Consider the following 13,783-nt stretch of genomic DNA (forward strand, 5'->3'; position numbering starts at 1 on the left):
GCGCGCTCCTCGGTGATCACCGTCACATCACGCTTCCCGGAGGCCAAAGTAGATCACGTTCTCGTTTTGGCAATCAACCCCTGTTCGTGAGCGGCCGAACTAACTAGAATCCGTTCTCGTTTCCGATCGCGGGAGGGACCATGGCGGAGCGGCTGCCGATCAGCACGGAGCACTGCGCGGTCGAGCGGGACGGCGCGGTCGTCGTCGTCACGCTGGACCGGCCCGAGGCGCGCAACGCGCTCAGCTCCGCGATGCTCGTGGGCCTGGCGAGCGCCTGGCAGTACATGTCGGACACGCCGGAGGTGCGGGTCGGCATCCTCACCGGCGCCGGCGGCCAGTTCTGCGCGGGCGCCGACCTCAAGGCGATGGGCACGCCGCCGACCGACCCCGAGGTCCAAGAGCGCATGCGGCGCATTCCCGACTTCCACTGGAAGGGCCTGCTCCGCGACGGCCGTCCGACCAAGCCGCTGATCGCCGCGATCGAGGGGTACGCGGTCGCGGGCGGCACCGAACTCCTCATCGGCACCGACCTGCGCGTCGTCGCCGAGGACGCGACGCTCGGCCTCTACGAGGCGAGGCGCGGGCTGTTCCCGATGGGCGGCGCGGCGATCCGGCTCCCCCGGCAGATCGGTTACGCCGCAGCGATGGACGTCCTGCTGACGGCGCGGTCGGTGACGCCCGGCGAGGCCCTGGAGATGGGGCTGGTCAACCGGGTCGTCCCGCCGGGGACGGCCCTCGCCGCCGCGCGCGAGCTGGCCGACCAGGTGGCCGCGTGCGGGCCGCTGGCCGTCCAGGCGATCCTGCGCACCTACCGGGAGACCGAGCACCTGGCCGAGGCCGACGCCCTGAAGGTCTCCGACGAGCTGGGCTGGCCCGTCATCGGCTCGGAGGACGCCAAGGAGGGCTCGCGCGCCTTCAAGGAGAAGCGTCCGGCGGTCTTCCACGGCAGGTAGACAGAACGTTCTAGACAGAAGATAGAACGGTCTGTACAGTCAACGGCATGGACACCTCCCCGCGCCGCCGCATCCTGAACGCCGCCGACGACCTCTTCTACACGCAGGGCATCAACGCCACCGGCGTCGACCGCGTCATCGACACCGCCGGAGTGGCGCGGATGACCTTCTACAAGCACTTCGGCAGCAAGGAGAACCTGATCCTCGCCTACCTGGAGGGGCGCGAGGTCCGCTGGCAGGCCCGCCTCGACCAGTGCGTCAAGGACGCGGGCGACGACCCGGGCGCCCGCCTGCTCGCCGTCTTCGACGCGCTGCGCGGCTGGGCGACGTCCTTCTCCCGCTTCCGGGGCTGCTCCTTCGTCAACGCGATGGCCGAACTGGCCGACCCCGACCACCCGGCCCGCACCCTGGTCACCTCCTACAAGCGCGACCTGCGCGACACCGTCCGCGCCCTGGCCGGCGCCACCACCGCCGCCGACCCCGACCTGCTCACCGACCAGCTCCTGCTCGTCTACGAAGGCGCCATCAGCACCCACTCCCTCGGCACCGTCGAGGACGCCGTCGACCGGGCGCACACCACGGCCCGCCACCTCATCGCCGCCGCCACCGCGCAGCCGGTCGGCTGACACGGGCGTGAACAGGCGGACAACCTTCACCGAACGCGGCTGACCGGCGGTTTCGGGGTCGCTAGGTTCGGAGCGATCTCGTCGTTTCGAGCTGGGGTGGGACGTAGTCGTGGCCGCGAAGGTGATCCTGCACATCGGTCAGCAGAAGTCGGGGACCACGCACCTTCAGGACGTACTCGGCCGGTGCGCCGGTGCGCTGGAGGCGGCGGGGATCAGCTATCCGCCGTCGCTGCGCGAGTACCTGCCCGACGCGATCGAGAACCACGAGCGGGCCTTCTACGGGCTGCTCGGCACCGAGTTCCCCTGGGTCTCCGCGACGCGGGCGGCGCACGAACGGCGCAAATGGGACCGGCTCGCGGAGCGGGTGCGGGACTGCGACGGGACCGTCCTGCTGTCCGCCGAGGCGCTGTCGGTCGTGCGGGCCGACGCCGTGCGGCGGATCGTCGACGAACTCGGCGGACCGCCGCCGGAGATCGTCATCACCGCGCGGCCGCTCGGCCGCACGCTGCCGTCGCTGTGGCAGCAGCACGTCCGCAACGGCCGCACCACCAGCCTGCCCCGGTACCTCACCGTCCTCGCCCGGCAGCGCGCCCTCGGCGCCGAGGCGATCGAGGAGGAGCACGAACTGCACCTGTGGCGCGCGTTCGCGCTCGGCGGGCTCGTCCGGCGGTGGGCGGCCGTCGTCGGGCCCGAGCGGGTGACCGTCGTCGTGCACGGCGGCGGCCCGCACGACCTGCTGTGGACGCGGTTCGCCGCCGCCGTCGGCGCCTCCGGCGTCACCGTCCCGGACGGCGTGCTGCGCCGCCGCACCCACGAGAGCCTCCGCCTCGCCCAGGCGCAGATCATGGTGCGGCTCAACGCGCGGCTCGCGGAGGACGGCTGGGACGAGGAGTCCGCCCGCGCCCTGCGCACCGAGATCATCCTGCGCGGCGGCGCGATCGGGCCCCGGCCCGGCGTTCCCGAGGCGTCGGCCGCCCTGGTCGCCCGCTGGTCCGACGAGGACATCGCGGGGCTGCGGGATTCCGGCGCCCGCGTCCTCGGTGATCCCGGCGAACTGCGCTACGACCCCGGGCGCGACACGCTCGTCCCGGCGGGCGAGCACGACCTCGCCGAGGCCGCCGCCGCGGCCGTCCTCGCCGTCACCGACCGCGACCGCTACGCGCCCCGGCAGGCCATGCCGCGCCAGCGCCGCTGGGTCCGCCGGTAGTGCGCGTCCCTCCCCTGCTGGCCTGCCTGCTCCTGCTCACCGGCTGCGTCACCGGCGTCCCGGCCGCCTCGCAGCCGCCGGAGCCGCGCCGTCCGAACATCGTCATGATCATGGCCGACGACCTCGACACGGCCCTGCTGCCGTACCTGCCGAAGACGGCCGAGCACGTCACCGCGCGCGGCACGGCGTTCGACCGCTACTACGTCAACCTCGCCTGGTGCTGCCCGTCCCGGGCGACGACGCTGACCGGGCGGTACGCGCACAACACCGGCGTCTGGAGTAACAACCCGCCGAACGGCGGCTTCCGGGAGTTCTACGACGAACGGGGCGAACGTTCCTCGCTCGCGCCCCGGCTGCGCGCCGCCGGATACCGGACGGGCCTGTTCGGCAAGTACCTCAACGGCTACCCCGAGCAGGTCGCGGGCGTGCCGCGCACCTACGTGCCGCCCGGCTGGGACACGTGGGTCAGCCCGGTCGCGGGGCATCCGTTCCGGGGCTTCGACTACACGCTCAACGTGGACGGCGCGCTCGTCCACGATCCGCCGTCCCGGACGACGTACCTCACGGACGTCCTCGCCGCCCGGACCCGGGCGTTCGTCACCGACCGGGACGAACGCCCGTTCTTCGCACTCGTCACCCCGGTCGTCCCGCACCCCCCGGCCGTCCCGGCCCCGCGCCACGCGCACCTGTACCCGGGCCTGCGGGCGCCCCGCTCCCCCGCGTACGGCGCGGCGATCCCGCACGCCCCGGCCGAGGTCCGGCGGCTGCCGCGCGTCACGGCGGCGGAGTCGGCCCGGTGGGACGCGCTGTTCCGCGCCCGCGCCCGGTCCGTCGCCGCCCTGGACGACCTGGTCGAGCGCGTCGTCGCGGCCCTGCGCGACACCGGCCGCCTGGACGACACCTACGTCGTCGTCACCTCCGACAACGGCTTCCACCTGGGCGAGCGCCGGATGCCGCCGGGCAAGAACACCGGCTACGAGACGGACGTCCGCGTCCCGTTCCTGGTGCGCGGCCCCGGCGTCCCGGCGGGCCGCAGGGTCTCCGCCCTGGCGGGCAACACCGACCTGGCGCCGACGTTCCTCGACCTGGCGGGCGCCCCCGTTCCGCCCGGGACGGACGGCCGCTCCCTCCGCCCCCTGCTGACCGGCCCCGCGCCCCTCGCCTGGCGCCGGGCGTTCCTCCTCGAACACGGCCCGGCCCGCAACACCCACCCGGCCACCCCGAGCACGCCCCACCGCCCGTACACCCCGGACACCCGCCCGAACTTCTACCTGCCGGACTTCACCGGCATCCGCACCGAACGCCACGTCTACCTGTCGTACGCGACGGGCGAACGCGAGCTGTACGACACCACCACCGACCCCCACCAGCTCGACAACCTCGCCGGAACCGGCGACCCGTCCGAACCCGCCCTCGCCCACTGGCTCGCCGCCCTGCGCCACTGCACCGGAGCGACCTGCCGGACCACCGAGAACCGCGCCCCCTGACCGGGGGTTCAGGCGGCGTAGGTGCGGACGGTGTGGAGGGCGGCTTCGCCGTCGGGGCCTTCGGCGGTGAGGGCGGAGTCCTCGACGGTGAGGCGGCGGGCGGCGACGCGGCAGAAGTCGCCCAGTGGCCCGCGTACGACCGAGGGGGCGTCGGCGCCGAAGACGTGCGGGGCGCCGTCCGGGGCGGTCAGTTCGCAGCGGACGGGTCCGGCGTCGCGTCCGGCCAGGGCGAACGCGTAGGGCAGGGTGCGGTGGGCGAGCCAGGCGACGTGCCGGAGCCGGGACGTGTCGGGGTAGGCGATGCCGAGGGGCCCGGCGATGTCGAGGGCGTGCGTCCAGTGCTCGGCCAGCCGGGTCGTCGCGAGGGTGCGCGGGGACAGCGGGGCGGCGGCCCAGGCGAGCCGGGCGCTCGGCGCGCACGAGCGCAGCGCGCCGAGGGACTGGCGGCTCGCGGTGCGCCAGCGGTCCAGGACGTCGGCGGGCGCCGCGCCGCGCTCGGCGGCGACGGCGGCGTCCATCACGGCGTCGAGCGGGGTGGCGTCGCGTGTGAAGCGGTCGTCGTCGCCGGTGACGGACGCGAGCACCAGTTCCTCGGTCTGCGCGAGGTGCAGGACGACGTCGGTGACGCTCCAGCCGTCGGCCGCCGAGGGCGCCGCCCACTCGCGGTCGGTCAGCGCGCCGAGGACGGCGTCGAGAAGGGCGTGCTCGGCGGCGAGATCGTCGAAGACGTCCATTCCGGTACGGTAACCGGTCAATCGGCGCGGCGGGGGCGGGCCCGGACGTGCATCCGCTCCCCCTGCAACCCGAAGATCGACAGGATCTCGGCGGGCTCGTCCCCGGCGGCGCCGAACGCGTGCGGGACGCGGGTGTCGAACTCGGCGGCCTCGCCGGGCGCGAGTTCGATGTCGTGCTCACCGAGGACGAGCCGGATGCGCCCCGACAGCACGTACATCCACTCGTAGCCCTCGTGGACGCGGGGCTCGAACTCGCGCGAGTACGGCGGGATGATCTGCTTGTAGGCCCGCAGACCGCCCATGTCGCGGGTCAGCGGGATGAACGTCTGCCCGTTGCGCTCGAACGGCCGCGCGTGCACGCGCGGGTCGCCGGTGGCGGGCGCGCCCACGAGTTCGTCGAGCTGGACGCGGTGGGCGCGGGCCAGCGGCAGCAGCAGTTCCAGCGTCGGCTTGCGCTGCCCCGATTCCAGCCGCGACAGCGTGCTCACCGAGATCCCCGTCGTCTCCGACAGGGCGGTGAGCGTCACGTCGCGGGACTGGCGCAGGGCGCGCAGGCGGGGGCCGACGGCGGCGAGGACGTCATCGCTCATGCCGTGAGTTTGCCATCTCGGCAAGGATGTTTGCCATCCGGCCCGGCATCGCGGAGGCTGCACCCATGACCTTCTATGACGTGATCGTGATCGGCGGCGGCGCCGCCGGGCTGAGCGGCGCGACCGCGCTCGGCCGCGCCCGCCGCTCCGTCCTCGTGGTGGACGCCGGACGGCCGCGCAACGCGCCGTCCGCCCACCTGCACGGTTTCCTCGGCCGCGACGGCGCCTCGCCCGCCGAGCTGCTGGCGACCGGCCGGGAGGAGGTCCGCCGGTACGGCGGCGAGATCGCGGAGGCGTCGGTGACGTCGGCGGAGCCGGTCGGCGCCGCGTTCCGGGTCGGGCTGGACGACGGAACGTTCCATCGCTCGCGCCGTCTGCTGCTCGCCACCGGCGTCACCGACGAGCTGCCCGACGTCGCCGGCGTCGCCGGACGCTGGGGCCGCGACGTGCTGCACTGCCCGTACTGCCACGGCTGGGAGGTCCGCGACCGGCGGATCGGGGTGCTGGCCACCGGCCCGATGGGCCTGCACCAGGCGTTGCTGTGGCGGCAGTGGACGCCGGACGTGACGCTGTTCCTGCACACGTGCGAGCAGCCGGGCGCGGACGAGATGGAGAAGGTGCTGGCGCGCGGGATCACGGTCGTGGACGGCACCGCCGCCGCGCTGGAGGTCGACGCGGACCGTCTCACCGGGGTGCGGATGGCGGACGGGCGGTCCGTCGCGTGCGACGCGCTCGTCGTCGGCCCGCGTCCGCAGGCCGACCTGGCCCTCGCCGCGTCGCTCGGGCTGGAGGTCACCGAGAGCGAACGGAACGGGATCGTGCTCGGCAACCACGTCAAGGTGGACGCGGCGGGCGCGACGAGCGTGCGCGGCGTGTGGGCGGCGGGCAACGTCACCGACCTGACCGCGCAGGTGGCGCCGTCGGCGGCGGCGGGGATGCTCGCGGGCGCCGCGATCAACGCCGACCTGATCGAGGAGGAGACGCGCCGCGCGGTCGAGAGCCGCACCGCCGAGGGCTACTGGGACGGCCTGTACCGCGAGCGCGACCGGATCTGGAGCGGCGACCCGAACGCCTCGCTCGTCGCGGAGGTCTGCGACCTGAAGCCCGGCACGGCGCTCGACCTGGGCAGCGGCGAGGGCGGCGACGCGATCTGGCTCGCGGGCCAGGGCTGGCGGGTGACCGGCGTGGACGTCTCGCCGCTGGCGCTCGCGCGCGCCGCCGACCACGCCGACAGCGCGGGCGTCGCCGACCGCGTCGAGTGGCGGCACTGCGACCTGGAGGAGGACTTCCCGGGCGGCAGCTTCGATCTGGTCACCGCGTCGTTCCTGCACTCCCCGCTCGGCCTGGAGTCGCGCCGCGTGCTGCGCGCGGCGGCCGACGCCGTCGCCCCGTCCGGCACCCTGCTGATCATCGGCCACGCCCCCGGCGACCACGGCGCCGCCCACACCCACGCCGACCTGCCGACCCCGGAACAGATCATCACCCACCTGAACCCCGACCCGGCGACCTGGCGCGTAGAACGCGCCGAGACCGTGGCCCGCGAGGGCTCCGACCGCCCCGACACCATCGTCAAACTCACCCGCACGACGTGAGCCGGTGGCCGCTCGGAGTTCTTCCGGGCGGCCACCGGTGGGGTCGCCGGGCTCGGGTTGCGAGTCCGGGGTATCTCTGGACGCCGCCCACCGCGTCGCGGTCGGCACACCGCAGGGGAACGAGTCGCGTTCCGCGCGCGGGGGCGGCATCCGGTCTAGGGGCCGGCGCGGGCGACCACGAACACGCGCCGGAAGGGGAACACCGTGCCGTGCGGGCCCGGCGGGTACGCGGCGCGGAGCGCGGCGGCGTAGGACGCGCGGAACGCGTCCCGGTCGGCGGCGTCGAGCGCCGCGAGGACGGGACGCAGCGTGCTGCCCGTCGTCCACTCCAGCACCGGGTCGGGGCCGGGGAGCAGGTGGGCGTACGTGGTCTCCCACGCGTCCACGGTGAGGCCGTGGCCGGTGAGCAGGCGCAGGTACCCGGCCGCGTCCAGGACGGGGGCGGCGGGCAGGAGGCCGTCGAGGCGGTCGCGCCAGCGGGGTTCGGCGCACAGCTCGCGCAGCAGCGTGTGGCTGGGGGCGGCGAAGTTGCCGGGCACCTGGAAGGCGAGCACGCCGCCGGGGGCGAGCGCGGCGGCCCAGCGCGGCAGCAGCGCGGTGTGCCCGGGAATCCAGTGCAGGGCGGCGTTGGAGACGATGAGGTCCTGCGGGGCGTCCGGCTCCCAGGACGTCAGGTCGGCGACGCGGAACCGCACCCGCCCGGCGGGACGGGCCTCGGCGATCATCTCCGGCGAGGAGTCGAGGCCGTCGATCGTCGCGAGCGGCCAGCGCTCGGCGAGGGTGGCGGTGAGGGCTCCGGTGCCGCAGCCGAGGTCGGTGGCGCGGCGGACGTCGGACGCGGGCACGCGGGCGAGCAGCTCGGCGAACGGCCGGGCGCGCTCGGCGGAGTAGGTCCCGTACCGGGCGGGGTCCCACACGGCTTGTCTCGACATCAAGACACATGATGCCGGTCCCTTATCTTGATGTCAAGAAAGTCGTCTCGACATCGAGAGAGGTAGGCTGGTCGCCATGCGAGACGAGGTGGACCGGCTGGTCGTGGCCTGGGAGAAGGAGCGCCCCGACCTCGACGTGCTGCCGCTGCACGTCCTCAGCCGCGTGTCCCGCCTCGCCCGGCACCTGGACCGTGCCCGCCGCGCGGTCTTCGTCGCCCACGAGCTGGAGCCGTGGGAGTTCGACGTCCTCACCGCGCTGCGCCGCGCCGGCGACCCCTACCAGCTCAGCCCCGGACGGCTGCTGCGCGCCACCCTCGTCACGTCCGGCACGATGACCAACCGCATCGACCGGCTGGCCGCCGCCGGGCTCGTCGAACGCCACCCCGACCCGGCCGACAAGCGCGGCGTCCTCGTCCGGCTCACCGGCAAGGGGCTCACCCGCGTCGACGCCGCCTTCGCCGACCTGCTCGCCCGCGAGCACGCCATCCTCGACGCGCTCGCCCCGCCCGACCGCGCCACCCTCGCGTCCCTGCTGCGCACGCTGCTCATCCCGTTCGACGACGAGAGCTGACCGTCACCCGGCCAGCCGCGCGTTCAGGCGCTTGAGCACCTCGCGCTGCGCGGGGTTGTAGAGCTGCGCCATCGCCTCGGCCATGGTCCGCTCGGCCTGTTCGGCCCCGACCGGGGAGTCGGCGGCCGGATTCTGCGACCACGGGTCCTTGGTGCGCGCCTCGACGAGCACCGGCAGCATCCGCTCCACCAGGGCGTCGATCGCGGCGTCGTCGGCGTCGGCGGGCAGCGCCTCGAACTCCTCGTCCGTCTCGTGCGGGTCGGCGAGCTGTTCGCGGAACTTCTCCAGCGAGCTTTCGCTGAGGACGGTCGAGTAGACCATGAGCAGGGCGCGCTGCCGGGGGGTGAGGTCCCGCGAGACGGGCGCGAACGCGGGCGGGGTGTAGGCCGGGGCGCGGTGTTGCAGCAGGATGCCGAGTTCCGCGCGGACGCGGGTGAGCCGGGCGATCGTCGCCTCCAGCTCGGCGTCCAGGACGCGGATCGCCTCGTCGGGCTCGGCGTCGGCGCGGGCCATCGCCGCCATCTCCGACGGCGGGATGCCGAGGTCGCTCAGCCGCCGGATCTGGAGCAGCCGGACCAGATGCCTGACCTCGTACTGCTTGTACCCGTTCAGCCTGCGTTCCGGGACGTCCAGCAGCTCGATCTCGTGGTAGTAGCGGATCGCCTTCACCGTCGTACCGGCCAGGTCGGCGAGCTGCTGGGTACTCCAGGCCATGCGGGACCTCCTTGACCCTGCCCCGGGGGCAGACCGTGCAATGGGTGGGAGCCCGCCGGAATCCCCCGCCGACCCACCCGGAGCCACGACGATGTTCACGGAACGCAAGCGCCGCAAACGCGAGCAGAAGGTCAAGGACGGCGACGGGCGCCCGCTCAAGCCCTTCCGGGGGCGGCAGCAGCTCTCCCGCGCGCTGTTCCATCTCGACCTGCGCGCCGCCGACGGTTCCCCAGCGCGCTACTCCGTCGACGTGCCCTACTGGCAGCGCTTCGTCACGTCCGACGGCCACGGCAAGGCCCATCTCTACCTCAACGGACGCCATCACGCCGAGTCCACGCTTCCCGCGACCTTTCCCGTGCCGGGCGGAGTGATCGACGTCCTACCCACGCCTTTCGGGCTCAAGCGCTGCCATTACCTGACCGAGGACGGCACCGAACGCCAGCTCGTGCCGGACCCGCGCTCCGCCGAGGGACGCCGCGCCCGGCTCAGCCGCGAGCGCCCGGCGCTGAGCCGGTTCATCGGCGTGCTGTCGGTGCTGCTGCTCCTGGTGCCGCTCGCGCTGATCATTCCGCAGATCGTCGAGCCGCTGTCCCGCATCCCGCCGGTGGCCGAGCGCGTCGGCACCTTCACCTCGCCGTTCGACGTGCCCGGCTGGCTCAACGCCGTTCTCGCGCTGCTCGCCTCGATGGGGGGCGTCGAACGCGCGACGCGGCTGCGTTTCAACGCGTTCCTCGACGGCGCCAACTGAGCGCGCTCCCCCACCTTTTCCTCGTTCCCGACTCTGGAGTTTTCCTCGTCATGCGCTTTTTCCGGCAGCCCCTGCGGATCGTCCGCGCGAACCTGCGCGCCTATATCGGCCTGAACGCGCTGATGTACGGGTTGTTCGTCGTCGGGATGGTGGCCGCGCTGGCCTTCCCCGACCTGCATGAGGCGCGGACCGCCGGGATGGACGACGACGGCACCACCGACCGCGTCGGCGAACTGCTCGGCAACCCGGCGCTGTTCGCCCTGATGATCTTCGCGATCAACGTGTTCACCGCCGCCGCGGGCTCGATCGTCCTGCCGTCGATGATCGTCCCGTTCGCGGGGATCGCCGTGTTCGCCTACCGGGCCTTCACCTTCGGGCTGACGCTGGCCCCGGTGGACGAGGACAAGGCGAAGACGATGATCCCGCATTCGCTGACGATCCTGATCGAGTTCCAGGCGTACGTCCTCGTCCTGCTCGGCGCGTACCTGCTCGGCAAGGCGTGGGTGCGCCCGAGGTCGGTCGGCGCGGAGAACCGGCGCCGGGGCTATCTCTGGGGCCTGCGCCAGATCGGCCGGCTCAGCCTGCCCGCCCTGGTCCTGTTCGTCATCGGCGCGATCTACGAGGCCGTCGAGCTGGCCTACCTGGTGCCGCCGCTGGTCCGGGGATGAGGGGTGTCAGCCGACGTCCTCGGCGAGCATGAGCCACTGCTCCTCGACCTCGGCGGCCTCGGACTGGAGGGCCTTCAGCTCGGTGTCGAGTTCCTGGAGGCGGGCGTAGTCGGTGGCGTGGGCGGCGAGCCGCTCGTGCAGCCTGGCCTGCTGCTGGGCCAGCTTCTCCAGGCGCCGTTCGAGACGGTCCAGTTCCTTGCGGGCCTTCCAGTCCTGGTTGCCCTTCGCCTTGGCGGCGGCGGGCGCCGGGGCGGGGGCCGTCGCGGCGGCGGACGTGCGGGTCGGGGCGCGTCCGGCGGCGCGCCGGGACAGGTACTCGTCGACGCCGCCGGGCAGCATCGCGACGCGGCCGTCACCGAGCAGGGCGGCGACGCGGTCGGTGATGCGCTCCAGGAAGTAGCGGTCGTGGCTGACGACGACGAGCGTGCCCGGCCAGCCGTCGAGCAGGTCCTCCAGCTCGGTCAGCGTCTCGATGTCGAGGTCGTTGGTGGGCTCGTCCAGCAGCAGGACGTTCGGTTCGCCCATGAGCAGCCGGAGCACCTGGAGGCGGCGGCGTTCACCGCCGGACAGGTCGCCGACGGGCGTCCACTGGCGGTCGCCGGGGAAGCCGAGCCGTTCCAGGAGCTGGCTCGCCGTCCACTCGCGCTTGCCGACGGTGATGCGGCGGCGGATCTCCTCCACCGACTCCAGCACGCGCCGCTCGGGGTCCAGATCCTCCAGGTTCTGGGAGAGGTGGGCGAGCTGCACCGTCCGGCCGCGCACCACCTTGCCGCGCACCGGGAGGACGTCGCCGTCGAGCAGGCGCAGCAGCGTGCTCTTGCCGCTGCCGTTGACGCCGACGAGCCCGATGCGGTCGCCGGGGCCGAGCTGCCACGTCAGGTGCTCGAACAGCGTGTGCTCGCCCGCCTCGACCGTGACGTCCTCAAGGTCGAAGACGGTCTTGCCGAGCCGGGCCGTAGCGAAGCGGGTCAGCTCGACCTGGTCGCGGGGCGGCGGCTCGTCCGCGATGAGGGCCTGCGCGGCGTCCACCCGGAACTTCGGCTTGGACGTGCGCGCCTGCGGGCCGCGCCGCAGCCACGCCAGCTCCTTGCGCAGCAGGTTCTGCCGCTTGGCCTCGGTGGCGGCGGCGATGCGCGACCGCTCGGCCTTGGCCAGGACGAACGCCGAGTAGCCGCCCTCGTAGCGTTCGACGCCGCCGTCCACGACCTCCCAGGTGCGGTCGGTGACCTCGTCGAGGAACCACCGGTCGTGCGTGACGATCAGCAGCGCCACCCGGCGGCCCTTGAGGTGCCGGGCGAGCCAGTCGATGGCCTCGATGTCGAGGTGGTTGGTGGGCTCGTCGAGCGCGAGCAGGTCGGACTCGGGGACGAGCAGCCGCGCGAGCGCGACGCGGCGCCGCTCCCCGCCGGACATTCCGGCCAGCGGCGCGTCGAGCGCGAGGTCACCGAGCAGCCCGGCGAGCACGTCGCGGACGCGTCCGTCGCCCGCCCACTCGTGCTCGGCGCGGTCGCCCAGGACGACGGACCGCACCGTGGCGCCCTCGGGGAACGCGTCGCGCTGGGTGAGGAACCCCATCCGCAGCCCGCGCGTGTGCGTGACGCGGCCGGAATCGGGCTCGACGGAGCGGGCGAGGATCTGCACGAGCGTGCTCTTCCCGCCGCCGTTGCGGCCGACGACGCCGACGCGGTCGCCCTCGTCGAGCCCGAGGGAGACGCCGTCGAGCAGCGGCTGGGGCCCGTACGCCTTGGAGATGCTCTCAACATTGATCAGGTTCACGACGCCCCCAGGCTACCGGCGCTCAGGGGTTCCAGTCGTGTCCGGGCGGCGAGTAGTCGTGGGACGGCTCGCGCCCCGGCCCGCCCGGCGGGCGCGGCGCGGCGCGTCCCTTGGGGTTGCGGGCGTGGTAGACGGCCAGACTGATGATCAGCGCGATGACGCCGCCGAACAGCGCCAGCGCGACGATCGCCACGATCAGGACGATCAGGCTCATGGGCGGCCTCCTGCTAGGGGAGCGTGGTTCTTCCTACCGTCTGCGGCGCGGTGCGCACCACCTCCGCGCCGGGAACATCGCCGGTCGCCCGGACGGCCGCGCGCGCGACGCCCGCCTGCACCAGCACGGCGGCCAGTTCGGCGGCGTGCCCGTCCGATTCCGCGAGGAACGCGCACGTCGGCCCCGAACCGGACACGAGCGCGCCGAGGGCGCCCGCCGCCGTGCCCGCGTCGAGCGTGCGGCGCAGCGCGGGGCGCAGCATGAGCGCCGCCGGTTGCAGGTCGTTGCTCAGCGCGGTGCCGAGCGCGCGGGCGTCGCCCGCCGCGAGCGCGGCGAGCAGCGCGTCCGACGCGGCGGGCACCGCCGGGCGCTCGCCCAGCGCCGCGCGCAGCCGGTCGCACTCGGCGTAGACGGCGGGGGTGGACAGGCCGCCGTCCGCCGTCGCGAACACCCAGTGGAACGTGCCCGCGGCGGGGACGGCGGTGAGCCGTTCGCCGCGTCCGACGCCGACGGCGGTGCCGCCGAACAGCGAGAACGGGACGTCGCTGCCGAGGTCGGCGCCGAGGTCGAGGAGGTCGGCGCGCTCCAGCCGGGCGTCCCACAGCTCCGCGCACGCCACCAGCGCGGCGGCGGCGTCGGCGCTGCCGCCCGCCATGCCGCCCGCGACCGGGATGGCCTTGGAGATGTGCAGCGCGACGTGGGGCGCGACGCCGAGCCGCGCGGCCAGCAGCCGCGCCGCGCGCGCGGCGAGGTTGCCGTCGTCCAGCGGGACCTGGTCGATCGCGACCTGCGCGGACGGCGCCGCCGCGCAGGTGACGCGCAGCCCGTCGGCGGGCAGGGCCGTCACCTCGTCGAACAGCGAGACCGCGTGAAAGACGCTGAGCAGGTCGTGGTAGCCGTCGTCGCGCACGGGCCCCACCGCGAGCTGAAGGTTCACCTTCGCGGGCACCCGCACCGTCGTACCAGTCACC

At 74.1% G+C, this 13,783-nt stretch carries 15 protein-coding genes; 8 read left to right on the forward strand and 7 right to left on the reverse strand.

Annotated elements, in window-relative coordinates:
- Nucleotides 1-140: 140 nt before the first annotated feature.
- The 4 genes from C229_RS0100700 to C229_RS0100715 all read left to right on the forward strand — a co-directional run bounded on the left by C229_RS0100700 (nt 141) and on the right by C229_RS0100715 (nt 4,273).
- Complete coding sequence (locus C229_RS0100700) at nt 141-953, forward strand: crotonase/enoyl-CoA hydratase family protein (RefSeq protein WP_018653159.1); 813 nt, start codon at nt 141-143, stop codon at nt 951-953.
- Nucleotides 954-1,000: 47 nt separating this feature from the next.
- Nucleotides 1,001-1,579, forward strand: a complete 579-nt coding sequence (locus C229_RS0100705; protein ID WP_018653160.1) for a TetR/AcrR family transcriptional regulator — start codon at nt 1,001-1,003, stop codon at nt 1,577-1,579.
- A gap of 109 nt (nt 1,580-1,688) precedes the next feature.
- Nucleotides 1,689-2,786 carry a hypothetical protein gene (locus C229_RS0100710; RefSeq protein ID WP_018653161.1) on the forward strand — a complete coding sequence of 366 codons (1,098 nt, stop codon included), beginning with the start codon at nt 1,689-1,691 and terminating at the stop codon, nt 2,784-2,786.
- Complete coding sequence (locus C229_RS0100715) at nt 2,786-4,273, forward strand: sulfatase family protein (RefSeq protein WP_018653162.1); 1,488 nt, start codon at nt 2,786-2,788, stop codon at nt 4,271-4,273. The genes C229_RS0100710 and C229_RS0100715 overlap by 1 nt, the downstream gene beginning before the upstream one ends.
- Before the next feature lie 8 nt (nt 4,274-4,281).
- On the opposite strand, the gene C229_RS0100720 is transcribed toward C229_RS0100715, so the two are convergent.
- Both C229_RS0100720 and C229_RS0100725 read right to left on the reverse strand, forming a co-directional pair.
- A complete protein-coding gene (locus C229_RS0100720) occupies nt 4,282-5,007 on the reverse strand; it encodes a maleylpyruvate isomerase family mycothiol-dependent enzyme (protein ID WP_018653163.1) in 726 nt (241 codons plus the stop codon).
- Nucleotides 5,008-5,024: 17 nt separating this feature from the next.
- The gene (locus tag C229_RS0100725) at nt 5,025-5,597 is read right to left on the reverse strand and encodes a helix-turn-helix domain-containing protein (protein ID WP_018653164.1); all 573 of its coding nucleotides are present in this window, start codon (nt 5,595-5,597) and stop codon (nt 5,025-5,027) included.
- Between the two features lie 65 nt (nt 5,598-5,662).
- Between C229_RS0100725 and C229_RS28935 the strand changes: the two genes are divergently transcribed.
- Entirely contained in the window at nt 5,663-7,189 is a 1,527-nt protein-coding gene (locus tag C229_RS28935; RefSeq protein WP_018653165.1) for a bifunctional NAD(P)/FAD-dependent oxidoreductase/class I SAM-dependent methyltransferase, read from the forward strand.
- A gap of 155 nt (nt 7,190-7,344) precedes the next feature.
- Here the strand turns inward: C229_RS28935 and C229_RS0100735 are convergent, their stop codons facing one another.
- Nucleotides 7,345-8,121, reverse strand: a complete 777-nt coding sequence (locus C229_RS0100735) for a trans-aconitate 2-methyltransferase (RefSeq protein ID WP_033423879.1) — start codon at nt 8,119-8,121, stop codon at nt 7,345-7,347.
- Nucleotides 8,122-8,197: 76 nt separating this feature from the next.
- Here C229_RS0100735 and C229_RS0100740 point away from each other — a divergent pair, with 76 nt between their 5' ends.
- Nucleotides 8,198-8,692, forward strand: a complete 495-nt coding sequence (locus C229_RS0100740) for a MarR family winged helix-turn-helix transcriptional regulator (RefSeq protein ID WP_018653167.1) — start codon at nt 8,198-8,200, stop codon at nt 8,690-8,692.
- A gap of 3 nt (nt 8,693-8,695) precedes the next feature.
- Here the strand turns inward: C229_RS0100740 and C229_RS0100745 are convergent, their stop codons facing one another.
- A complete protein-coding gene (locus C229_RS0100745; RefSeq protein ID WP_018653168.1) occupies nt 8,696-9,406 on the reverse strand; it encodes a MerR family transcriptional regulator in 711 nt (236 codons plus the stop codon).
- Nucleotides 9,407-9,497: 91 nt separating this feature from the next.
- Between C229_RS0100745 and C229_RS0100750 the strand changes: the two genes are divergently transcribed.
- Nucleotides 9,498-10,154 (forward strand): hypothetical protein, encoded by a 657-nt coding sequence (locus tag C229_RS0100750; protein WP_018653169.1) that lies wholly within the window; start codon nt 9,498-9,500, stop codon nt 10,152-10,154.
- A gap of 50 nt (nt 10,155-10,204) precedes the next feature.
- The gene (locus tag C229_RS0100755; protein ID WP_018653170.1) at nt 10,205-10,822 is read left to right on the forward strand and encodes a stage II sporulation protein M; all 618 of its coding nucleotides are present in this window, start codon (nt 10,205-10,207) and stop codon (nt 10,820-10,822) included.
- 6 nt (nt 10,823-10,828) lie between these two features.
- Here the strand turns inward: C229_RS0100755 and C229_RS0100760 are convergent, their stop codons facing one another.
- From C229_RS0100760 to C229_RS0100770, 3 genes are read right to left on the reverse strand one after another with little or no spacing between them, the layout of a single operon-like run.
- Nucleotides 10,829-12,598 carry an ABC-F family ATP-binding cassette domain-containing protein gene (locus C229_RS0100760; RefSeq protein WP_018653171.1) on the reverse strand — a complete coding sequence of 590 codons (1,770 nt, stop codon included), beginning with the start codon at nt 12,596-12,598 and terminating at the stop codon, nt 10,829-10,831.
- A 22-nt stretch (nt 12,599-12,620) separates the two neighbouring features.
- Complete coding sequence (locus tag C229_RS0100765; RefSeq protein WP_018653172.1) at nt 12,621-12,812, reverse strand: hypothetical protein; 192 nt, start codon at nt 12,810-12,812, stop codon at nt 12,621-12,623.
- Nucleotides 12,813-12,825: 13 nt separating this feature from the next.
- Nucleotides 12,826-13,782 (reverse strand): 4-(cytidine 5'-diphospho)-2-C-methyl-D-erythritol kinase, encoded by a 957-nt coding sequence (locus tag C229_RS0100770; protein ID WP_033423880.1) that lies wholly within the window; start codon nt 13,780-13,782, stop codon nt 12,826-12,828.
- Nucleotide 13,783 lies beyond the last annotated feature (1 nt).

The organism is Actinomadura flavalba DSM 45200, assembly GCF_000374305.1.
Taxonomy (GTDB): Bacteria; Actinomycetota; Actinomycetes; order Streptosporangiales; family Streptosporangiaceae; genus Spirillospora; species Spirillospora flavalba.

Coding starts and splice junctions, on each gene's coding strand:
- C229_RS0100700 (WP_018653159.1), top strand. CDS start 141: ATGGCGGAGCGGCTGCCGATCAGCACGGAGCACTGCGCGGTCGAGCGG.
- C229_RS0100705 (WP_018653160.1), top strand. CDS start 1,001: ATGGACACCTCCCCGCGCCGCCGCATCCTGAACGCCGCCGACGACCTC.
- C229_RS0100720 (WP_018653163.1), bottom strand. CDS start 5,007: ATGGACGTCTTCGACGATCTCGCCGCCGAGCACGCCCTTCTCGACGCC.
- C229_RS0100725 (WP_018653164.1), bottom strand. CDS start 5,597: ATGAGCGATGACGTCCTCGCCGCCGTCGGCCCCCGCCTGCGCGCCCTG.
- C229_RS28935 (WP_018653165.1), top strand. CDS start 5,663: ATGACCTTCTATGACGTGATCGTGATCGGCGGCGGCGCCGCCGGGCTG.
- C229_RS0100735 (WP_033423879.1), bottom strand. CDS start 8,121: ATGTCGAGACAAGCCGTGTGGGACCCCGCCCGGTACGGGACCTACTCC.
- C229_RS0100740 (WP_018653167.1), top strand. CDS start 8,198: ATGCGAGACGAGGTGGACCGGCTGGTCGTGGCCTGGGAGAAGGAGCGC.
- C229_RS0100745 (WP_018653168.1), bottom strand. CDS start 9,406: ATGGCCTGGAGTACCCAGCAGCTCGCCGACCTGGCCGGTACGACGGTG.
- C229_RS0100750 (WP_018653169.1), top strand. CDS start 9,498: ATGTTCACGGAACGCAAGCGCCGCAAACGCGAGCAGAAGGTCAAGGAC.
- C229_RS0100755 (WP_018653170.1), top strand. CDS start 10,205: ATGCGCTTTTTCCGGCAGCCCCTGCGGATCGTCCGCGCGAACCTGCGC.
- C229_RS0100765 (WP_018653172.1), bottom strand. CDS start 12,812: ATGAGCCTGATCGTCCTGATCGTGGCGATCGTCGCGCTGGCGCTGTTC.